We start from the raw sequence: 22,079 nt of genomic DNA on the forward strand, positions 1-22,079 counted from the left end.
TTCCAGTGTACAGGATTTAGAAGAGCGTCGGTAGTGGCTTTATCTTTTCCGACTAAATTTGGTTGCGAACGCCCGACACTTGAAGGTTAGTTTCGCCCGACCCGAATAGTGTTATGGACCCTCACCTGAAAAGGGGGAGAGAGCAGGCGTGCTGTCATGCCCTAAAAGAATAATTGAAATTTTAAATGATGCTCCAAATCACACGATGACACGTGATGAATTGAGGAGGCAGCTGCTGCAATATGATATTAAAATTGGTACTATCTGCAAAAACTTAAACAAGATGAGTTTGGATGGAAGAATTCTATTGGATGGCAGCAGTTATTCACGCTATCAGAAAGTGATGCTACCCGACGCTTATGAATCTTTGGATAAAGCATAACAATACATGTTGGAGGCTGTACTGAAAGCGTTTCCTAAAGTAGACGACTCATGCGGTTCAAGTCTATTTTATTCTATTGCCTGTAACAATACAGCACAACTTTCTCCATAAACGACCTAGCATTAACTCCCTATTGTATTCCCAACAAATCCACACATAAAAGTACATAAAAATCCTCATATACCTTCTTATTCCTATGTTATAGCACAGAAATAAGGGGGTATTTTTTTACACACAGATCAGACAGTTCAATAAACAATATTTTAGCAGAAAAGGACTGCTTGAAATGAGTAAGATTGTGACAAGAAAAGCACGTTTTGAGTTAGAAGCAGACGGATTTTCCATCCATACCTTTGAGATTTCCAGAAGACTGACAAAGAGTGAATGGAATTACTGTAAAGGAAAACTGTACGATCAAAGCAAGGTTTTTTCCAAGGGCTGTGTTTACAAAGAGTCGAAAGGCGTACATCGGGTATCACGGTATGAAGCAAATGGTCTGCGTATCACATTGGAGCACGCACACGATCAAGAGGACAGCCGCGGTTACTATGTTCGCATGGTAGTCAATCCGCGCAAAGTCATCGATCCGGGCGCGTCTTATATTGGTATTTTCCCATCTGAAAAGTCCAGTATCATCGAGCTGCAAGCGGCGTTTCATACACTTCTGAAGCGATCAGCATTCAATGATCAGTTAGATGACTACTATCTCAGTCGGGTGGATTTATGCGTCAATATCCGCTGTGACCATAAGAAGATATTTCGCGAGGTTGTTCGTGTATTGCGAAAACTACCCACGCCGCCAAAGTACAAGCGCGTGTCCCGCAAAGAAAAGGACAAGAAGAAGGCGAACAAGTACAACAAGCATTACATCAAGTTTCAATGCGGTACCCATAGCTTGGTCATTTACGATAAGACCTATCAGGTAACCGAGCAAGGCTTACAGGTCGATTATGAGGATTTACCCGAGGGTGTGCTGCGATTCGAGGTACAGTATCAGCGTTCTGTGCTGCGTGGGTTGGAAAAGAAGCTGGCTACCGATAATCCGAGTGAATTATTATGGCACTTGATGCAGAAAAGCGAAAAACGTATCTGTAAGCACTTCGAGCAGTGCTTTGCTGATGTTCAGTTCTGTCAGATCGAGGAGATTGAGAAGCGGATTACAGGCTCGAAATATGAGGATGCGATCAAGCAGGCAATGTTGGAGCTTACCCATAGAATGCAGCGCAAGCAGTCGGTCGATCAGGTATTGGAAGAAATGGCATCCGAAGGCTTTACGGTAGACGATCTGCTCCGAAGGGTACATAGACTGGGTTTCAGCCCGATTCCGTTATGGAAGAACTTCTGCGCTCAGCAGATTCCCGGACCGGTATCTTTGCTTCGGATGATTTCTGACGGTGAGGTTGTGATTCCGTACCAGAAAATGAAATAATCGTGCAATCACACTAGGATTTTTGCAGAAATCGCAACAAATTATAAATTCAAATAGATAACAGTGATATAAAGCGACTGCAAATAGCGTGTACTGAGAACACCGCTTTGCAGGATCACAAATCATCTTATCAGGAGGTTTCCTTATGTCAGTACCATACATCAACTACAAACAGTTGGAAGAGTTTTATACCATCAAAGGCACTTGTGAACTCTTTGAGATGAGCAAAAGTGAGCTGAAAGCTGCATGTGAAAAGTACAATGTACAACCCCGTCAAAATGAGATTGGTGCATACGGATTTGTAAAATACGATATCTGCCGCTTGCACAATCTGTTATACCACGAGGGGCGCAATCAGACTGCGAATGCATGGGAGGACGATCCGTGGGCATGAATCGCTTACTCAGCGTCAAGGAAGTTGCCACGCTGCTCCAGACCAGTCGGGTACAGGTGCGGCGTATGATCCAGAGCGGTGAGCTGGCTGCGCTCAAGGTCGGGCGGGAATATCGCATCCCGCTCGCCGCGCTCGAAGCATTCATTCGGGCGGCGCTGGAATAATCATCCCCCTTGCCTATTTCCCCGCTTTGGGATATACTGATATAAACTGATACTGTTTTACATCAGAGGTGATTTGGATGGATGCCGCACTGTTTGCAAAAATGCTTTCCGACCCGATGCTGGTTCATCTGAAAAAGTTAAAATACAAGTATCCGCAAGCCAATCTTTCGGAATTCATTGCGCTCTTGCAAGACGGTTTCTATCGACCGCTGCCGCTGCATGATTTCCACGGTAATCCGGTCGTTTATTTGGAAAATGCTGCACAGTTACGATTATCTGCCGCAAAAATCTTACTCACACCGCAAAACAGTGCACAGCTGTACGGCACACAGGCGATGGAACGTGAAATCTTATCGACCTTTACCATCGAGCAGATTGACACCTCTCGCAGCAGCGTGCGCAGGATTTTATCCGGATATGCGCCGACCAACGAACGGGAACAGCGCATTTATGGTATGAAGCGTGGCTTGGAGTTTATCGCCGATCCCAGCAACAAAATCAATGAAGAGACCATTTACCAGCTCTATCAGATGGTCATCGGTGCATTCTTGCCCAAAGAAGATCAGCTCTTACCCGGACAGCGATACCGTCACGATCATGTCTATATTGTCGGTGACAAGCTGGAACACACCGGCCTGCCTTGGAATAAGCTCGCCGGCTATATGGAGCAGCTGGTTGCGTTCATACAGCAGGACTCTTCGATCAATGACCTTTGGAAGGCCGCTTTGATCCACTTTTACCTCGCCTACCTGCATCCATATTTTGATGGCAACGGGCGCATGGCGCGTCTGCTTCATTTATGGTATCTGGTACAGCAGGGCTACTCCTCTGCCCTGTTTGTTCCGCTCTCCGAATATATCGAGCGCAGCCGCAAGAAATATTATGATGCTTTTTCACTGGTGGAACAAAATGCCCGGATCAGCGGTGTACTGGACGTGACCCCCTTCTTGCTCTACTTCACAGAGGAAGTCTATCACAAGCTCCGCAGCGAACAGCCTGACCGTATCACCACCGACACCTTCCGCCAAGCGCTGCAAAATGGTAAGATCACCGAAAAAGAGCACGCGCTCTGGCAGTTTGTCCTGACCGCCTATGCCGATCAGCCGTTTTCCACCAAGCAGCTGGAAAAGGATTTCGGCAATGCGGCCTATGCCACCATCCGCGGCTTTGTCCTCAAATTTACCGAATTCGGTCTATTACGTGCCACCAAATTTTCTACGCGAACCAAGTATCAAGTGGTCATGTAGGCATCGATTTTTCTTCTAACAGTTTTCTAACAAAGGACGAAAATTTGCTGTAAAAGTGCAGATCGACCGATTCCCCACTTAATTCACAAATGGAACATTTTTCCCAGAAAATCCTGATCAATTCCGGTTAATGGACTGTTTTTCACACATTGATCCGGTATCTTGCCGCAAGCACCAGATGCACCGCGAGAAACTTAAAATCCCTCGCTAGAAATAGTGTGCGGGTTCGATTTTCGCTGGCGGCACCACAAAGAAATCCCCGTATCTGATGATACGGGGATTTTTTTATCCTTTTGACAGGGTTTTCAATTTTAGCGCAACCCGCTTTCGGTCAGTTGCTGTCGTTTGCCAACGCATCCAGCCCTACGATGGCCGAATTTGCGAGCAAAGCCGCTGCCAACGGCAGTGCACTGTCGTCGGTTTCAAAGTGCTCATTGTGCCAGCAGGCATTCTTGCGGCCTTGAAATCCAGAACCCAGCCAGTAGAAGAACGAAGGGATATGCTGACCGAAAACAGCGAAATCTTCAGAGCCCATATCCGGTCTCGGGCTTACAATTTGATCGGCACCGACCAGCTCTTCGGCCGCCTTTCTCGCCAATTCGGTCATATACGCCGAGTTTACCGTGGCAGGGACACCCGGATGGAACTCCACCTCCGCGGTACAGCCGTATGCAGCTGCGACACCGCATGCAATCTCCCTTAACCGGCCTTGTGCGCATGCTTGCGCCGCATCACTGTGTGACCGAATGCTGCCCGTCATGGTCAAAACATCGGGTACAAAATTATCCGGTGTACCGGCATGAATGGAAAGAACAGAGCACACCAAGCTGTCCAGAGGATCAATATTTCTGCTCACGATCGTCTGTACCGCATTGACGATCGCGGCTCCGGTAACGATGACATCGGTACATTTATGCGGAGAACCACCGTGTCCCGAACGGCCATGCAGGGTGATTGTAAAATGGCATTTACCGGCCATAACCGGTCCTTCCATTACCGCAATGGTGCCTACCGGCAGTTCCGGGCGATTGTGCAGGCCAAATAAAAGCTGTGGCTGACTGGGCAGCTGATCGAACAGGCCATGGTCAATCATTGCTTGTGCGCCCTGCGTCACCTCTTCCGCCGGTTGGAACAGAAAGACCATGGTTCCTTTCAATATTTCCCGGTTCTGTGACAGCAATTTTGCCGCACCGTACAGTCCCACCGTGTGAAAATCATGTCCGCAGCCGTGCATTATGCCATCGATGCACGACACGACACCCTCATGCGCGGCTTCCTGCTGTGCAATCGCATCAATATCTGCGCGAAGCGCCACAGTTCCACCGGACAATCCGCCGCGAAACACAGCCACAACACCGGTTTCCATACCCAAATCTATGATTTCCAGTCCGAGGGCTGTGAGTTTTTCTTTCAAAATCGCAGTTGTGCGTCGCTCTTCAAAACTAAGTTCCGGGTGACGATGTATGTCGTCTTTCAGGCTCTTGAGCTCACGTTCTAACGCTTTTGCTTGCTCCATCAATGATTTCATGTTTTCTCACACTTTCCTTCCATATTTTTGCTTAATATAGATTATAAAATCAAATTTGGTATATAGCTGCAACCATGCTGTAAACCAAGTTCACAACCGTTACAACCTATCCAAATCACTTGACCTAGGTTCTTTTTCCTGCCGATAATCGGTTGGTGACACTGCAAAACACTTTTTAAACAGCTTGGAAAAGGCCAGCTGATCTTCAAACCCCATCGACCGCGCAATCACCGAGATGGGCAGATCGGTTGTGCGCAGCAGATAGCATGCCTTTTTGAGCTTCATGCCCTGCAAATACTGTTTTGGTGTCACATGATATTTCTCGTGAAATACGCGTGCAAGATAATTGGGATGCACGCCAAACGTGCGTGCAACCTCCTGCAATCGCAGTTTCTCCGAATAGTTTACATCCAGATAAAACTTGACTTCGTCCGCAATCGAGTTTTTTCCCCAACTGCGCTCGTCAAACTGCGCATCGTCAAACAGTTCGGCAAGCACTTCGAGCAGCAGGCTGTTGGCCTTAAAATAGCGCGTTGTCGCGGCTCCTTCCAACTCCAAAATACGTGCAATCAGCGCACGGTACTTGTCGACATCCAGTCCGTGCAGGATATAATGATCGGGTGCCGAGGCGATGAGCTGATATGTGTACATCTGCGCGTTGATGCCAAGGAAACTAATCCAGGTATAGCACCATGGATCGGTCACAGATGCCGCGTAGCGCGTGATCTTATCCGACGGAATAATGAACGCATCTCCCGCTCCCAGCTGAAACGTGTGTCCATCAATCTCCAGCTCCCCTTTCCCGGACAACACAAAATGAATGAGCTGATAGGAACGGCAGATCGGGCCGTAATGATGCCCCGGCACGCACTGTTCATATCCGGCGCTGTACAGCGAGAGATCGGAAACCGCCTTGCGCTGCAATGTGTGTTTGGTTTCTTTATACTCAATCATATTGACATGATATCACAAAAAGTTTGTTTTTTCCATATCCTTCTTTACTATTTCCATGGTGTGTCCGAGCGAAATATGATTTAATAGAATCATCAAATCACCGATCAAAATTGAACTTCAACAAGGAGGAATGGCATATTGATCCCCTCAAAAAAGCAATATTGGCACATAGAACCCGACCGCGGCCTGCTCAATGACCCGAATGGTCTGAGCTGGTTTCACGGGTTATACTACGCCTTCTTCCAGTGGAATCGGTTTGAAAAAAACCATTCCCACAAAGAGTGGGGATACTGCACCTCACCCGATCTGACGCACTGGACATTTCACGGCAGCGCCCTGCTTCCCGACCAGTCCTATGACGCGCAGGGTGTCTATTCGGGCAGTGCGCTGGTCATCGACGATGCGCTCCATCTGTTCTACACCGGCAACGTCAAGCAGGACGGTCAGCGCCGCAGCAGTCAATGTCTGGCCATCAGCACAGACGGACAGCATTTTCTCAAAACCGGCCCGATGTTCACGACCCCTGACGGCTACACCGAACATTTCCGCGATCCCAAAGTCTTTTATGCCGATGGTAGATACTGGATGGTCATTGGCGCGCAGCAGCGCACCGGCAAGGGTGCAATCGTGCTGTTCTCCTCCTCGGATGCGCAGCACTGGAACCTGGTCGGCCCGCTCGCACAGTCCGAAGCATGCCAGATGATCGAATGCCCCGACCTCTTTCTGATCGACGACACCGCCGTCCTGCTCTACTGTCCGCAATGGCGTGACAACGCGCACGATCTCGCACTGCACTCCTTTGCCGCGTACAAGCTCACTCACTTTGACACGGCTGCGGGAACGCTGGATGACCGAAATCTGGATGACAACCGACACTTGCTCGATCAGGGATTCGACTTTTACGCGCCTCAGACGCTGCAAACGCCGGACGGCCGCCGGGTGATTCTGGGTTGGATGTCTCGCATGGAGGATGCACAGGAAGCCGTATTCTGTCAGGATGAGCCGCGCATTCACTGCTTGACCATGCCGCGTGAACTTTTCATCAAAGACGGCAAACTGTGTCAGCGTCCCGTGCGTGAGCTTTCCGCATTGCTCGGTGCAGCCGTTGCCCCGGAACGTTCGGATTCCGGTCTGCGCTTTGCACCGTCTCACCGCTATTTCCGCCTCATGCTCGAAGCACCGACAGGCTGCTCTGACTTGGAACTCTCATTTGGCAATGGCGAATGGCGTTTTATATACGACGCACAGCAAAAAGTCGGTACCCTGACCCGCCGCAGCTGGGTAGAAGACGGAGAAGAAACCCGCTCGTTTGCTCTGGAAACATGCACGACGCTCGAGCTGTGGAGCGATCAGTCCAGCATCGAACTCTTTGTAAACGGTGGTGCACATGTGTTGTCTGCCCGCGTTTTCCCGACAGCCAGCCAACCCGATCTTCGCATTTCTGGCATCGACGCACGCGCCACGGTTCAAGTCAACGAACTTTGTATGAATGAAAACTGATAAGGAGGAAACCCATCATGTCTGAAAAAGAACTGGCTCAACACATCATCCGGCTTGTTGGCGGCAAGGAAAACATCGCCTCGGTGCAGCACTGTGCCACACGTCTGCGCATCGTCGTGCACGACAAAGACAAAATCAACGTCAAAGAAGTAGAAAACCTGGATAAAGTCAAGGGTTCTTTCTTCAATGCCGGACAGTACCAGATTATCCTCGGCACCGGTCTTGTCAATCGCGTATACGATGAAGCCATGACGCAGCTGAATCTCGCGGCCGAATCCCCTGTCCCCGAAGATACCACCTCCAAACCGGTATACGGCAATAAATTCCAGCGCGCCATCCGCATGTTCTCCGATGTATTCGTCCCCATCATCCCGGTTCTGGTTGCAACCGGTCTATTTATGGGTCTGCGCGGTCTGCTCACACAGGAAGCCGTTCTGGGTGTGTTCGGCATGACGCCCGACGACATTCCCAATCAGCTGCTGCTCTTTACCCAGATTCTGACCGACACCGCATTCGCATTCCTGCCCGCTCTGGTTTGCTGGTCGACCTTTAAGAACTTCGGCGGCAGCCCGGTCATCGGTATCGTCCTCGGCCTGATGCTGGTCAGCAACAGTCTGCCGAGTGCGTACGATGTCGGCTCAGGCGCAGCCGAACCGCTCGTCTTCTTTGGCTTTATCAAAGTGGCCGGATATCAGGGTTCGGTACTGCCTGCATTCGCAACCGGTGTTTTGACCGCCAAATTTGAAAAATGGCTGCGCAAGCGTGTCCCGGATGCCATCGATCTGATTGTCACCCCGTTCGTTACGCTGGTCGTCGGTATCGTTCTGGCGCTGTTCGTCCTTGGCCCCATCCTGCACACGGTAGAAAATGTTGTTCTGTACGCTGTTGAAGGCCTGCTCACGCTGCCCTTTGGCATCGGCGGTCTGCTCTACGGCAGTTTTGGTCAGCTGCTCGGCATCTTCGGCATCCATCACATCCTCAACTTCCTGGAAATCAGCATGCTGGCAAACGATGGCTGGAACTACCTCAACCCGATCGGCACCTGCGGCAACGTCGCACAGGCCGGTGCGGTTCTGGCAGTCGCCATCAAGGCACTCTCTGCCAAGACCAAGCAGGTTGCATACCCCTCCTGCCTGTCCGCTCTGCTCGGCATCACCGAACCCGCTGTCTTCGGTGTCAACCTGCGCTTTGTAAAGCCCTTCATTATGGCCATGATCGGCGGTGGCTGCGGTGGTTTTCTGGCCTCCCTGCTCGGTCTGCGCGCAACCGGTATGTCGATCACCGGTATTCCCGGCACGCTCCTCTATCTCAATGAGCAGCTTCCGTTCTACATTCTGGTCAATGTCGTGGCCTTCGCGGTTGCCTTCGTTCTAACCTATTTCTTTGGCTTCCACTCCAAAATGGAGAATCAGGCATGAGCATTACCTTCCATTCCGATGGCTCCATCGTCCATCTCACCAACGGAACCATCAGCTACGTGATCGAATTGCTCGACCACACCTATCTGCTGCACCGGTATTTCGGCCAGGCCATTCGCGCCTGGCACGGTACCGGGGTCACCATTCCCAGCAAGCGCAGCTATACCACCGAGTATGCCGACGGCACGCAAAACCTGTACTTCGACGCCCTGCCCTTTGAATATCCCACACCCGGCCGCGGCGACTACCGTCTGCCTGCGCTGACCGCAGAAGGACCTTCCGGGGCTGCGGTGGTCGATCTGAAGTTTTGCAGCTGGCAGGTACTGCCGCAAAAGCCCTGCATTCCCGGCTTGCCCATGACCTTCTCAGCACCAGACGAGAGTGAAACGCTGGAAATCGTCTGTTCCGACCCGGTCGCCGGCATCAAAGTATACCTGTATTACACCATTTTCCACGATCTGAACATCATTACCCGGCATCAGCGCATCGAAAATACCGGCAAGACCGCAATCCGGCTGCGCAGTGTACAAAGTCTGTCGCTCGAGCTTCCCGCAAGGGACTATGAACTGCTCACGCTCTACGGCTGCCACGCCAAAGAGGCCAACCAAAGCCGCCCCCTGCTGCATCAGGGTGTACAGCGCATCGGCAGCTGCTATGGTTCCAGCAGTCCGCGTCACCAGCCCTTCTTCGCCCTCTTGCAGCCCGGAACAACCGAGCAAACCGGCGAAGTCTACGGGTTTCAGCTGACTTACAGCGGTAACTTCTCGGCTGCCGTGGAAAAGGACACCTTCGGTCAGGTGCGCGCACAGATTGGACTCAATCCCGATACCTTCACTTGGACACTGGAACCCGGCGAAGCCTTCGACACACCCGAGGCCGTGCTCAATTACAGCGCAAATGGCCTGAACGGTATGCGGCAGGGCTTTCACAAGCTGATACGCAATCACATCATGCCGCCGCGCTGGCGGGACGCACAGCGTCCGGTTTTGCTCAACTCCTGGGAAGCCATGTACTACGATGTCAGCTTGGACAAGATCGAAACTCAGGCACAGCTGGCAAAGGAATTGGGTATCGAGCTGTTTGTTCTGGACGACGGCTGGTTCCGTGCGGGCAATGACAGCCGCTCTTCCATGGGTGACTGGACATGCAATCAAAACAAGCTGCCCGGCGGCATTGATCGGGTTGCCTCCATCGTCCATGCAAAGGGGTTAAAGTTCGGCTTGTGGTTTGAACCCGAAGCCGTCAGCCCAAACAGTCAGCTCTACCGCACCCATCCGGACTGGATTGTGCACGTTCCCGGATACGCGCCGGTTGAAGGTCGCCATGAGTATCTGCTTGACCTTGGACACGCTGAAGTGCGGAAATATCTGCTGGATATGCTGCACGGCTACCTTGCAGGCGGTCAGATCGACTATATCAAGTGGGACATGAACCGTCCCCTGACCGATGTTGCCTCTTCTGCTTTACCGCCCGAGCGGCAGGGCGAAGCTGCACACCGCTATATTTTGGGCTTGTATGCCGTGCTGGACGAGATCACCCGATGCTATCCTGATGTACTATTCGAGGGCTGCTCGAGTGGCGGCGCGCGCTTTGATGCGGGTATGCTGCATTATTTCCCGCAGAACTGGACGAGCGACAACACCGATGCCTGCGACCGCGTCACCATTCAGTCGGGATTCGATCTGCTCTACCCGCAGTCCACTATGGGCGCGCATGTCAGCATCACCCCCAACCATCAGACTGGCCGCTCCACCACGCTCGACACGCGGTATCAGGTATGCCGGCTGTACAATCTGGGTTACGAACTGGATTTGACCCTGTGTACCCCGGAAGAGCGCGACGAGATCGCACGGCAAATTGCAGCATATAAGGCGCAGCGGTCGTGGCTGATGGCGGGAACCTTATTCCACAGCCAAAGTTCCGACCAAAACTGCACGGCCTGGTCTGTGGTCAGTCCAGACCAAACCCAGTGCATGATGATCGTTTTCCAAAAGCTGTACAATCCCCTGTCATCCTGCGCACGCTTTGCACTGTGCGGTCTGGACCCTGCGTCGGACTATCGAGATACTGCCACCGGCAAGGTCTATGGCGGCGATGAACTGATGCAGATTGGTCTGACCGTACCGCTCGTTAAGCACGATTTCACTACATTCTGTTTCCACTTAGTTAAGATATAAGGAGAAAGGCATGGAGATTCAACTTTTTGTCAGCGATCTGGACGGCACGCTCTTAAACGAGCACAGCCAAGTCGCGCCCGAAACCGCACAGGCAATCCAGCGCGCGCAGCAAGCCGGCATTCGATGGCTGACAGCAACCGGACGTTCCTGGAACACCGCCGCACCCTTACTCCAGCAGGCCGGAATCTCCTGCGATTTCGTGCTGCTCAACGGAGCCGAGCTGCGCAATGCCAAGGGCGAGCTGCTGCTCGATGCATCGCTGTCAACTGCCACCGCGCGGCAGGCCGCTGACATTTTAAGCGAACACGGCATTGGATTGGAGATCAACACCGATCAGGGAGACTTTACGACCGATACCCAGTTCTGCAATGCCGCTCCCCTGCCCGAGGACTTCTGGTCTCGGACTTTGACTGTGCGCAAGCTCTTTGGTTTTTGCCGGGATGCAGCAAAACTGGATGCCGCCCGACAGGCATTGGGTACGCTGAACGATGTCTCGATTACATCATCAGCACCGTGGAACATCGAAATCACCGCGCACGAGGCGCGAAAAGCCCGTATGGTCGAACGCGCTGCGCAGCTCTACGGCATCGATCTGGACTACATTGTTGTCTTCGGCGACGGCAGCAATGACGAGAGTCTGTTCCGAACCTTTCCCCATTCCCGCGCGATGGAAAACGCTGTACCACTTCTGCACACATTGGCGGAAAAGGTGATCGAAAGCAACGTCGATTGCGGTGTCGCCAAAGAAGTTCAGCGAATTTTATCCGATATATGATACAAAGCTGCCGCCGCAAGGATTGTCCCACGGCGGCAGCTATTTTGCAATCTGTTTTATAATGGCAAAAGTCATCATCAGAAAATGACCATATCGAAAATCAGGATACATGGGACTTTTTCTGTGCAAATATCGCGGATTTTTTGTAGGAGATCGTTCTCTTTCGCATGATTGGCCGGAAATCCCTACCGCCTTCCGCTCTGCATTTTCCCCTCTCCGAGTTGCCTAAAAGCGTTCAGGCGTTTTTGTCAAAAATATTCAAAATTTCGTTTTTTCTGCAAAACCCTTTGACATTTTTAACAGATACGAGTAAGATAAAGACACGATCAATCCACGAAACGTTCCCCCGGCAGCATTCAAGTTGAATGCTGTCTGGTTTTATCCCAGAAATGAGAACGTTCTCAAAGCAAAGCAGAGGTCTTATACTATGGCAGTCACGATCTTAGATGTTGCAAAATTGTGCGGCTACTCCAAAGCCACGGTCTCCCGTGCCTTCGCAAGCCCGGAACAGGTCTCGGACAAGACCCGCGAAAAGGTCTATGCCGCCGCGCGTGCGCTCAACTACACTCCCGATGCAATTGCCCGGGCGATGGTACGCGGCCGAACCGACAACATCGGTTTTGTCATCTACGAAAAGCAGTATCCGGTCGTGCTCAATCCCTTCTACTCGCCCATCTTCGAGAGCGTCCTGCAAACCTGTGCACAGCACGAATACAGTCTGTTTATCTCCTCTGACCGCGATTTGCACCTGCCAAACGGTCAAACCTGTGTCAAAAAGCAGATGGACGGCGTGATTTTAGCCGGCCATTCGGACATGCAGACCGTGCTCGACCTCCAGCAGCAAAACATGCCGGTCGTACTGCTCAACAACGCCCTCGATCTCGACCACCTGCTGTGCGTCACCACCGACCAGTACGGCGGCGCGGTGCTTGCCATGCGTCATCTGGCCGAGCGCGGTCATCGCCGCATCGGTCTGATCGCGGGCAACTTCTCGCCGCACGTCTACATGGCACGCTACAACGGCTACTGCGATGTGCTGCGCGAGATCGGTCAGCCCATCGATTTCCGTCTGGTACAGTCCATCGAACCCACGGTCGAGGCTGCAATTGCCTGCACTTCGCTCATGTTATCGCTGAGTGACCGTCCCACCGCGCTGTTCTGCACCAACGATACCATCGCCATCGGTGCGATGAAGGCGGTGCTGCGCGCCGGACTGCGTATCCCGGAAGATATCGCCATCGTGGGCTTCGACGACAGCGAAAACAGCCGTCTGGTCGAACCCGAACTGACCACCGTACACATCGACAAGGTCGCTATGGGCCGCATCGCTGCCGAGCGTCTGATCGCGCAGATCGAGCAAGGCCCTGCGGAAAAACAAGTCATTCAGACCGACGTTCGTCTGATTGTTCGACAAACCACCTGACCGCCGGAAGGAGGCGCTGCGATTGCAAATTACGTTCATCAATGTGGGGTATGGCGATGCCATCCTGATCCAAAAGGGTGCGTTCACCCTGTTGGTTGACGGCGGAAGCACGCTGCCGCAGGAATTCGAGGGGTTCCCTGACCGTATTCCTGCCCGTGACTTTCTAGCCGCTCAGGGCATCAGCCGCATCGATCTTGCGGTGCTCTCGCACATCCACGAGGACCACACCTGCGGCCTTGCCGACATCGCGGCGCACTTCCCGATCGGTGCAATCGCTCTGCCCTGCCAGCCCGACGTTCTGCGCGGCGTGCAGCGGCTCAAGCCGAACGCGCAGGCAGCGCGCAGCGTCCCGCTGTTCACCAAAGCGCTGCATGACGCCGAACAGATTGTGAATTTAGCCGAAAATCGTGGCATTCCGGTACATACGCTGCGCTGCGGTGACGTGCTCACCCCGGTAAACGGTCTGCGCATCGAAGTGCTGGCGCCGCCTGAGCCGGTCACAAACGACTTTGAAGCGCAAATCGTCCAAGCCGGACGGCAGGACGATCCCACACCCGCACTCACCCAGCTCGACCGCACCTCAAACGACACCAGTCTGGTGCTCAAGGTGACCGACGGCAAGCTGTGCTGTCTGCTCCCGGGCGACAACTGCCCCCATAACTGGAATCACATTGATTTTTCTTTACTCGAAAATGTAAACGTTCTCAAATTGCCGCATCACGGTCAAATCGACAGTATTGACCCAAAAATCGTACAAAAAATGCCCTTACAGGCAATCATCACCACCGCATCCTCCGACCGCCGGTACAACAGCGCAAACCCGGAAGTTTACCGCGTCCTGCGCGACATACACCCCGACGCACAGCTGCTGTTCACCGACGAACGCGCCTATCCCCCGTACTTTTCCAACCCGCACGGCGCGCAAGCCGTCACCCTTCGTATGAATTGCGGTCTGATTCAGACCGAATGGATGAAAATGAACTCAACCGAGGAAAAGGAGAAAAAGCCATGAAAAAAATGACAAAACGCGTTCTTGGTATCCTGCTCGCAGCCGGCATGCTGTTATCCACGACCGCCTGCAACAGTCCGGGCGGCAGCACGGCGGGCGGTAAGGAGGAAAAATTTCCCTCCAAACAGGTCACCATCATCATGCCCTGGAGCCTGGGCGGCGGTCCCGACACCATCGCACGTCAGGTCGCATCCTACGGTGAAAAATATCTGGGTGTCCCGGTCATCGTCGAAAACAAGACCGGCGGCGCGGGCACGATCGCAATGACCGCAGCGCTGCAGGCGCCCGACGACGGCTACTCGATGGTTGTTGCAAACGGCCCGCTGTTCTCTCTGACCCCCAGCTTCCAGAACGTTGCTTATAAACTCGACGACATCACCCCGCTTATCGGCATGCGCATCACGGAGTTTGTCGTGCTGACCAACGCCAAGAGCGGCATCACCACCATCGACCAGCTCAAGGAATACGCGGCTTCGGGCAAGACCATCAAGTACGCGACCACCGGCGGCCCCGGCAATGACAGCTATACCATGATCTCGGTTCTGTTTAAGCTGCTCGACATCCCGGCAGAGGCCATTCCCTATGACGGCGGTCAGGATGCCATCAACGCACTGGTCGGCGGACATGTCGACGTTGCCATCGGTTCGCCCCCGGTTTACCGCGACTATGTAGTCAGCGGTGAGCTCAACTGCCTGGGCACCTTCATCCCCGAGGGCATCGACGTCGAGGGCATCGGTCATATCCCGTCCTTCAAGGAGCAGGGCATTGACGTAGAATTCACCGGCATGGATTACTTCGCCGTTCGCTCGTCGGTAGACGACAGCAAGAAGGCCGTCCTGACCAAGTTCATCCAGGACGTCTATGCCGATCCCGATTTCCAGAAGTTTATGAGCGAAATGGGTATGGAAGCCTGGGGCGCAACCGAGGACGAGATCCTGACCATGATCGAGGATCAGACCACCGCCATGAAGGACTACATCCCGCTCATCCAGTAAGTCACAACCGCGCCCGGTGACCGGTCAAACGGTCGCCGGGGGCTCCCCCTTTGAGGTGACCGACTATGAAAATCAAGTATAATTCTGAAATTATCTCCGGTCTGGTCTTTGTCATCGTCGCCGCCGTGCTCTGGCTGCTCATCCCCTCCCAGATTCAGACCCTCGAGAAAACCGCAATCAACGCCCAGACCATCCCGCGCATCGCCATCGGCGGACTGTTCCTGTGCTCGGCCGGTCTGCTCATTCAGGGACTGCTGTCCCACGACAAAAAAGAAATCGTCATCACGCGCGAGAGCTTCCACGCGGAAGGCTTCCGCCGGGAAATGCGCTCGCTGCTGTTCGCCGCCTTCCTCATCATCTACTGCTTCCTCGTCACCCTGCTCGGCTTCATCGTCTCGACCGTTCTGCTGGTCATCGCCATTCTGCTGTTCTACGGTGCGCGCAAGTGGTACTATTACGCAATCCCGCTCGTCATGGTCGGCGTGGTCTACTATGTATTCGCCGTCCTGCTGCGCATCTCGCTTCCGTGATCCTGAGAAGGGAGGATTTTTGTGGAACTGTTCTTTCAAGGACTGGATATCCTGCTGCAATGGCAGAACTTCATCGTCATCCCGATCGGCCTTGCCCTGGGCATCGTCGTCGGCGCAATTCCTGGTCTGACTTCTGACCTTGGCATCATCCTGTGCATCCCGCTGACCTACGGCATGGAGCCGACCATGGCCATCCTCATGCTGCTGGCCATCTACTGCGGCGGCACATACGGCGGCTCAATCACCGCTATCCTGATTAACACCCCCGGCACCTCGGCCAACGCCGCTACCCTGTTTGACGGCTACCCGCTGGCCAAAAAGGGTCAGGCTTACAAAGCCCTGTCCATGGCGCTCTTTGCCTCGACCATCGGCGGTCTGCTCAGCGCCTTGGCCCTGCTCTTCTTAGCACCCCAAATTGCCAAGATCACCCTGCTCTTTGGCCCCGCTGAATACCTCGCGCTCGCAGTCTTCGGCCTGTCGGTCATCGCAGGCGTGTCCAATAAGAGTATCTTTAAGGGCCTCATCGGTGCTTGTATCGGTATCTTTATGTCCACCATCGGTATGGACAACATCAGCGGCACCACCCGCTTTACCTTCGGCAACATTAACCTCATGAGCGGCATCGACCTGATCATCGCGCTCATCGGTCTGTTCGCGATCTCTGAAATTATGATGAAATCGCAGTACAATCCCAAGACCGATCGCCAGAACGTCAGCGCCGCCGCCATCACCAAAGACAAGATTACCCGCGACGAATATCGCCGCTGCCGCAAACCCATCGCGCTCGGCTCGCTCATCGGCATCATCATCGGTGCAACCCCCGGCACGGGCGGCGGTCTGGCGGCGTTCATCTCCTATAATCAGACCAAGCAGTCCTCCAAACACCCCGAAACCTTCGGTCAGGGCGAAATCGAGGGCATCGCGGCTTCCGAATCGGCCAACAATGGTGCGTGCGGCGCGACCATGATCCCCATGCTCACGCTGGGCGTTCCCGGTGACGGTGCAACCGCCATCCTCATGGGCGCGTTCATGATTCACGGCATGGTGCCCGGCCCGATGCTGTTTAAGGATCAGGGCAACATCCTGTATGCCATCATGATCGGTCTGATCATCGTCAACGTCTTCATGTACCTCATCGGCAGTGTATTCACCCGTTTTTACGCGCACATCACCCGCATCCCCTACGAAATGCTGGCCTGCATCGTACTCACCTTCTGCATCGCAGGCTCGTATTCCACCAACAACCGTCTGTATGATATCTACATCATCCTCATTTTCGGTATCATCTCCTACTTCCTGCGCCGCATGGATTTCCAGCTGGTTCCCATCCTGCTGGGCATCGTGCTCGGCCCGCTGGCAGAGGACAACTTCCGCCGCGCACTGCTGCTATCCGACGGCAGCCTGAGCATCTTTGTCACCCGCCCCATCAGTCTGGCATTCCTGCTCATCGCAGTCGGCTCGATCGCACTGTTCGCGTGGAAAAACCACAAGGCAAATGCTCGCACCTAATTCTCTCTTTTTTAGGGCAGGTGCTGCGTCCCTCACGTTCATCGCAGCACCTGTTCGCTCCTACACACCGATTCTCATTGCTGAGGATTTCTCTCCTCTTTTTTCTTCCCTCCTCACAAAAAAATCCCCGTATCAAAAGATACGGGGATTTTTTATCATGATACAAAGTGATTAGCCAATGACCTGATCGGCAAAGCCCGGACGGGCTGCCTTGCCGCGGAAATTCTCGACCGAGACCTCGGTGCAGCGCTCGGTGCGCAGTGCCTCACCGAAATCGGACATGTCATCTCCCTCAAAGCGTACGCGGCAGTCGCGCAGGGTCACGCCCTTGACGTCACGCAGGAAGAAGCCGGGCGAGGGCATTTTCTCAATACCGGCGCACAGACCCTCGGCCGCAGAGACCGTGGTCGAATCGCTGCCCGAACCGCCGCGGTTCAGACCCGGGCGCAGGTCGTACAGGCCGCGCTGCCACTTGGTCTTAGCGCGCATGGTGACCTGTACCTTTTCCATCCACACATCTTCAATCTCATTGCCGACGCTGCCCGAGAAGAAAACACCATTTTCACTGTCACAGGTGATGTTCGAGAAGCGGATATTGGAGATGTGACCGGATTTTGTGTGCTGATCGCGGTCGTGGGTAGAAATGGTGATGGGTTCGGCGCAACCCCACCAGCAATCGGCAAAACGGCGAGTCTCGATAATAATATTGGAGAAGGACACGTTCTTGACGTTTCCGCCGTCGCGAATCTGGATGGAGATACCACGGTTGGAACCCGAAATGATGCAGTTATCCACGATGACGTTCTCAAAATCGCCCGTGCCTTCGGTGCCGATCTTGAGTGCCGCCGAGGTAGAAATGAGCGTGCAGTTAGAAATGATGACGTTCTTGGTCGGACCGTACTCCATATTGCCCGCCGACGACTTGAGACAGATGCAGTCGTCCGCGCAGGTCACGTGGCAGCCCAGAATGCGCACATTGGTCGAGTGGTCGGGGTCGATGCCGTCCGAGTTTGCCACGTCCAGATCGTTCAGAATGCGGATCTGCGAGATCAGCACGTCGTCGCAGCCCGCCGGGTGCAGGGTCCAGAAGGGCGCGTTCTGCATGACCACATCGGTGAAGGAAATGTGGTTGCAGTGCTCGACATAGACCAGGGTCGGACGGGGATAAAAATCACCGGTGACGTAATAGGGGCTAACGCGCTTGACAAAGGCGTAAGCGTTGCCGTCGATGGTACCCGGGCCGGAAATCGCGATATTGTCCGCGTCCTTGGCGTAGATAAAGGCGTAGGACGGCTTGAGCGTGACCGGCGTACCGATGTGCTCGACGCCGTCATCCTGCTGACCCTCGTTGGGGTGGATGTATGTATCGATGTCGACATGCGCACGGAGCAGACTGCCGCGCTCGAGGTGCAGGTCAACGCCGGTCTTGAGGACAATCGAGCTTGCGTAATAGGTCTTTCCGCTTTCCAGCACGACCCGGCCGCCGCCTGCCGCCGAACAGGTGTCGATCGCTGCCTGAATGGCCGGTGCGTCATTGGTGACGCCGTCGGCCTTTGCGCCAAAATTCTGAACGTGATAAATCATCTGTGGATTCTTCCTTTGCTTTCAATTTTGTGCCGGTCATGCGCCCGGATGCGCAGACGCACAACCTGCAGAGTCACCAACGCGGAGCGAACAAAATTTGTCCGCTCCGCTCGTGTTGGGGGGAGTTATGGCCGGGCGGTTACCGGCCAAGAAAGGGTGGCTGTGTGTAGATGTTAGCCCATGACCAGGTTGGGGATGACCATGGAGAACCACGGTACATAGGCAACCAGCATCAGAGCGATGAAGATTGCTGCGTAGAACGGCAGCAAGGGTTTGATCATGTCTTCCATATCAATGCCCGATACCTGGCAGCCCGAGAACAGAGACGAGCCGACCGGCGGAGTGATATTACCGACACCCAGGTTCATGACCATCATGATACCGAAGTGGATGGGGTCCATGCCGAAGCTGGTAACGACCGGCAGGAAGATGGGTGCGAAGATCAGGACTGCCGGGGTGATATCCATGAACATACCGGCAACCAGAAGCAGCAGGTTGATGAGCAGCAGGATGACGTACTTGTTATCCGAAACGCTCAGCAGCGCCTCACCGATGGCGTTGGGCAGACCGGTGAAGGACAGAACGAAGCTCATAACCGCAGAAGCTGCGATCAGGAACATGATAACTGCGGTGGTCTCGCAGGCATCGCGCAGGATGCCCGGCAGGTCGGAGGGCTTAATGCTCTTATAGACGACCATGGCGAGGAACAGGGTGTATGCAACAGCGACAGCAGCCGACTCGGTCGCGGTGAAGATACCGGAGGAGATACCGCCGATGATGATGACGATGAGCAGGATGCTGGGGATGGCTTCCACGAAGTAGCGGAACAGTACCTTGACCGGAACACGCTCGCTGGTCGGATACTTGTTCTTCTTGGCAACGATGAATGCGACAACCATGCAGGCCAGGCACCACAGGATGCCGGGAATGTAACCGGACATGATCATGCCGACGACCGAGGAACCGGACAGAACGGCGTAGATGATGAGGATACCGGAGGGCGGGATAATCAGGCCGGTCGGTGCAGACGCAACGTTTGCAGCGGCAGCGAACTTCTTATCGTAACCTGCAGCTTCCTCCTCGGGCAGCATAACGCCGCCGACTGCGATGGATGCTGCAACAGCCGAGCCGGACAGCGCGCCGAACATGGTGTTGCCGACAATGTTGGTGTGTGCCAGACCGCCCGGGATACGGCCAACCAGGCACTTTGCAAGGTTAATCAGTCTTTGTGCGATACCGCCGGTGTTCATCAGCACGCCGGTCAGGATGAAGAAGGGAACGGCGAGCAGCGAGAAGCTGTCTACGCCTGCGACCATCTTCTGGCAGGCAACGAAGGTGCCAAGGTCGAGCGGCAGCGCGGTGGACACGGTAATCAGCGAGGACACGATCAGGCTGATCGAGACCGGGACGCTCAGCGCGAGCATCAGGAAAAAGCTAGCCAGCAGCAGCAGGCCGATTTGTACTACACTCATGTTATTCTTCTCCTCTCTTACTGCTTTGCGGTCTCAATCTCAGGATTGCGGAGGGCCTTCAGATCTTCCAGGATAAAGATAAGGGAATAGAATACGATCAGAATGCCGCCGACCAGAATGCTGGCGTAGACGTAGGGCATGGGCAGATGCAGGGCGGAGGAGATCTGGTTAGACGTGGTCTGTACCAGACGCAGGTCGCCAAGAATCATAACAATCACGCAGAACGCAATGACAATCGCCTGTACACCGATATCCAGAATCTTCTGACCACGGAACGACAGTTTCTTGGTCAGCATGGTAATAGACAGATGCTTGCGACGGCCATAAGCATACGCGCCGCCAATCATTGTAGTCCAGACCAGCAGATAGCGCAATACCTCTTCCGAGGTTGTGGACGGATTCTTGAGCACAAAACGCGCAATGACCATCCAGCAGACATCGAGCACCATGTAGCCCATGATCAGCGTACACAGGATCTCGATGATCTTATCGATCACTTTTCTCATGTTGGGATCCTCCTTACTTCAGATAGCTCTGGAAGTCTGCAAAGTAGCGGGCATTGTCCTCGCTCTGTGCGCAGAATGCTTCCTGCTGCGGCTTGCATGCCTCAATAAAGGGAGTCTTGTCGATCTCGTAGAACTGGACGCCCATGTCAAGCGCCTCCTGCTTGTTGCGCTCTACGATCTGAACCCATTCTTCCTCATGTGCCTGCCATGCGTCGTCCATTGCCTCGTAGACCTTCTGATGCTCTTCTTCGGTCATTGCATCCCAGGTCTCAACCGACATAATGACAATATCGGGCAGGTACTGGTGCTGGGTGTAGGTGTAGCTCTTGGCTACCTCACCATGTCCGTCGTCACCGAGAACGGTCTCGTTGTTCTCTGCGCCGTCGATGATGCCCTGCTGGAGCGAGGTGTAAACCTCACCGGACGACATCGGAGTCGCTGCCGCGCCCATGTTATTGATCATCTCAACCGAAGTCGGGCTGTTCATGGTACGGATCTTGAGACCCTTGAGTGCTGCCGGAGAATCGGCCGGGCCTTCCTTGGTGGTGTAGATCGAGCGAGAGCCCGAATCGAACCAGCCGATGGCGATGAAGCCGTCGTCACGAGTGGAGTTAAAGATCTCCTGTACCGCCTCCGAGTTGTTCATAACATCAAAGTAATGCTCGGTGGACTGGAAGACATAGGGAATGGAGAAAATCGAATATGCGGGGTTAAACTGCTCGAGTGCGCCTGCACTGACCTTGGCAACGTCTACAACGCCTGCCTTGACCAGCTGTACCATCGCGCTGTCGTCACCGAGCTGACCGTTGGGGTAGATGCTGAACGTGTAATCGGTCTCGGCTTCCATATCTTCCGCAAACTTTTCCAGTCCGATATTGACCGGGTGCCAGTCACCATGACCGTGCACGATCAACAGGTGATTGGGGTCCTGGCTTCCGCCGCTGCATCCCGTCAGACCGGTCAGCACCGCTGCCGCCAAAGCACCTGCAAACAGTCGTTTCATCATGCTCTTCATGAGGAAAATACCTCCGTCTTTCTGTTTTATCATGTTTCTTCTGCGTGTCCCCGTCGGGACTGCGTTTT

20 protein-coding genes are annotated in these 22,079 nt (G+C 53.9%); 14 read left to right on the forward strand and 6 right to left on the reverse strand.

The genetic code is table 11. The features are described from left to right. Positions 1-148: 148 nt before the first annotated feature. The 5 genes from B5F17_RS14680 (at position 149) to B5F17_RS06635 (ending at position 3,616) form a co-directional block, all read left to right on the forward strand. Positions 149-382, forward strand: a complete 234-nt coding sequence (locus B5F17_RS14680; protein WP_143287698.1) for a hypothetical protein — start codon at positions 149-151, stop codon at positions 380-382. Positions 383-668: 286 nt separating this feature from the next. Continuing rightward, the gene (locus tag B5F17_RS06620) at positions 669-1,811 is read left to right on the forward strand and encodes a phage/plasmid replication protein (protein WP_087372162.1); all 1,143 of its coding nucleotides are present in this window, start codon (positions 669-671) and stop codon (positions 1,809-1,811) included. 145 nt (positions 1,812-1,956) lie between these two features. Then, the gene (locus tag B5F17_RS06625) at positions 1,957-2,205 is read left to right on the forward strand and encodes a hypothetical protein (protein ID WP_087372165.1); all 249 of its coding nucleotides are present in this window, start codon (positions 1,957-1,959) and stop codon (positions 2,203-2,205) included. Beyond that, positions 2,202-2,369, forward strand: a complete 168-nt coding sequence (locus B5F17_RS06630; protein WP_087372168.1) for a helix-turn-helix domain-containing protein — start codon at positions 2,202-2,204, stop codon at positions 2,367-2,369. The genes B5F17_RS06625 and B5F17_RS06630 overlap by 4 nt, the downstream gene beginning before the upstream one ends. 77 nt (positions 2,370-2,446) lie before the next feature. Next, positions 2,447-3,616 (forward strand): Fic family protein, encoded by a 1,170-nt coding sequence (locus B5F17_RS06635; protein ID WP_087372171.1) that lies wholly within the window; start codon positions 2,447-2,449, stop codon positions 3,614-3,616. A 331-nt stretch (positions 3,617-3,947) separates the two neighbouring features. Here the strand turns inward: B5F17_RS06635 and B5F17_RS06640 are convergent, their stop codons facing one another. Both B5F17_RS06640 and B5F17_RS06645 read right to left on the reverse strand, forming a co-directional pair. After that, positions 3,948-5,132 (reverse strand): M20 family metallopeptidase, encoded by a 1,185-nt coding sequence (locus B5F17_RS06640; RefSeq protein WP_242968717.1) that lies wholly within the window; start codon positions 5,130-5,132, stop codon positions 3,948-3,950. Between the two features lie 111 nt (positions 5,133-5,243). Beyond that, positions 5,244-6,098 carry an AraC family transcriptional regulator gene (locus B5F17_RS06645; protein WP_087372177.1) on the reverse strand — a complete coding sequence of 285 codons (855 nt, stop codon included), beginning with the start codon at positions 6,096-6,098 and terminating at the stop codon, positions 5,244-5,246. Positions 6,099-6,236: 138 nt separating this feature from the next. On the opposite strand from B5F17_RS06645, the gene B5F17_RS06650 reads away from it, so the two are divergent. From B5F17_RS06650 to B5F17_RS06690, 9 genes are all read left to right on the forward strand, one after another. Beyond that, entirely contained in the window at positions 6,237-7,598 is a 1,362-nt protein-coding gene (locus B5F17_RS06650) for a glycoside hydrolase family 32 protein (protein WP_087372180.1), read from the forward strand. 17 nt (positions 7,599-7,615) lie between these two features. Beyond that, the gene (locus tag B5F17_RS06655) at positions 7,616-9,016 is read left to right on the forward strand and encodes a sucrose-specific PTS transporter subunit IIBC (protein ID WP_087372183.1); all 1,401 of its coding nucleotides are present in this window, start codon (positions 7,616-7,618) and stop codon (positions 9,014-9,016) included. Next, positions 9,013-11,193: an alpha-galactosidase gene (locus tag B5F17_RS06660; RefSeq protein WP_087372186.1), complete on the forward strand. Its 2,181-nt coding sequence runs from the start codon at positions 9,013-9,015 to the stop codon at positions 11,191-11,193. Before B5F17_RS06655 ends, B5F17_RS06660 begins: the two co-directional genes overlap by 4 nt. Before the next feature lie 10 nt (positions 11,194-11,203). After that, positions 11,204-11,968, forward strand: a complete 765-nt coding sequence (locus B5F17_RS06665) for a Cof-type HAD-IIB family hydrolase (protein WP_087372189.1) — start codon at positions 11,204-11,206, stop codon at positions 11,966-11,968. 427 nt (positions 11,969-12,395) lie between these two features. Then, positions 12,396-13,391, forward strand: a complete 996-nt coding sequence (locus B5F17_RS06670; protein WP_087372191.1) for a LacI family DNA-binding transcriptional regulator — start codon at positions 12,396-12,398, stop codon at positions 13,389-13,391. A gap of 22 nt (positions 13,392-13,413) precedes the next feature. Further along, complete coding sequence (locus B5F17_RS06675) at positions 13,414-14,403, forward strand: ComEC/Rec2 family competence protein (RefSeq protein WP_162608109.1); 990 nt, start codon at positions 13,414-13,416, stop codon at positions 14,401-14,403. A gap of 5 nt (positions 14,404-14,408) precedes the next feature. Next, positions 14,409-15,395 (forward strand): Bug family tripartite tricarboxylate transporter substrate binding protein, encoded by a 987-nt coding sequence (locus B5F17_RS06680; protein ID WP_242968718.1) that lies wholly within the window; start codon positions 14,409-14,411, stop codon positions 15,393-15,395. A gap of 65 nt (positions 15,396-15,460) precedes the next feature. Further along, positions 15,461-15,925 (forward strand): tripartite tricarboxylate transporter TctB family protein, encoded by a 465-nt coding sequence (locus tag B5F17_RS06685; RefSeq protein WP_016149085.1) that lies wholly within the window; start codon positions 15,461-15,463, stop codon positions 15,923-15,925. 21 nt (positions 15,926-15,946) lie between these two features. Next, the gene (locus B5F17_RS06690; RefSeq protein WP_016149084.1) at positions 15,947-17,434 is read left to right on the forward strand and encodes a tripartite tricarboxylate transporter permease; all 1,488 of its coding nucleotides are present in this window, start codon (positions 15,947-15,949) and stop codon (positions 17,432-17,434) included. A gap of 171 nt (positions 17,435-17,605) precedes the next feature. Here B5F17_RS06690 and B5F17_RS06695 read toward each other — a convergent pair whose 3' ends face one another. From B5F17_RS06695 to B5F17_RS06710, 4 genes are all read right to left on the reverse strand, one after another. After that, positions 17,606-19,018: a glycosyl hydrolase family 28 protein gene (locus B5F17_RS06695; protein ID WP_087372197.1), complete on the reverse strand. Its 1,413-nt coding sequence runs from the start codon at positions 19,016-19,018 to the stop codon at positions 17,606-17,608. Between the two features lie 173 nt (positions 19,019-19,191). Continuing rightward, on the reverse strand, positions 19,192-20,490 hold the full coding sequence (locus B5F17_RS06700; protein WP_087372201.1) for a TRAP transporter large permease: 1,299 nt from the start codon (positions 20,488-20,490) through the stop codon (positions 19,192-19,194). A gap of 17 nt (positions 20,491-20,507) precedes the next feature. Beyond that, the gene (locus B5F17_RS06705; RefSeq protein ID WP_016149081.1) at positions 20,508-20,996 is read right to left on the reverse strand and encodes a TRAP transporter small permease; all 489 of its coding nucleotides are present in this window, start codon (positions 20,994-20,996) and stop codon (positions 20,508-20,510) included. 13 nt (positions 20,997-21,009) lie between these two features. Beyond that, positions 21,010-22,011, reverse strand: a complete 1,002-nt coding sequence (locus B5F17_RS06710) for a TRAP transporter substrate-binding protein (RefSeq protein ID WP_087372204.1) — start codon at positions 22,009-22,011, stop codon at positions 21,010-21,012. Between the last annotated feature and the right edge of the window lie 68 nt (positions 22,012-22,079).

It is taken from the genome of Butyricicoccus pullicaecorum (assembly GCF_002160355.1).
GTDB classification, from domain to species: domain Bacteria; phylum Bacillota; class Clostridia; order Oscillospirales; family Butyricicoccaceae; genus Butyricicoccus; species Butyricicoccus pullicaecorum.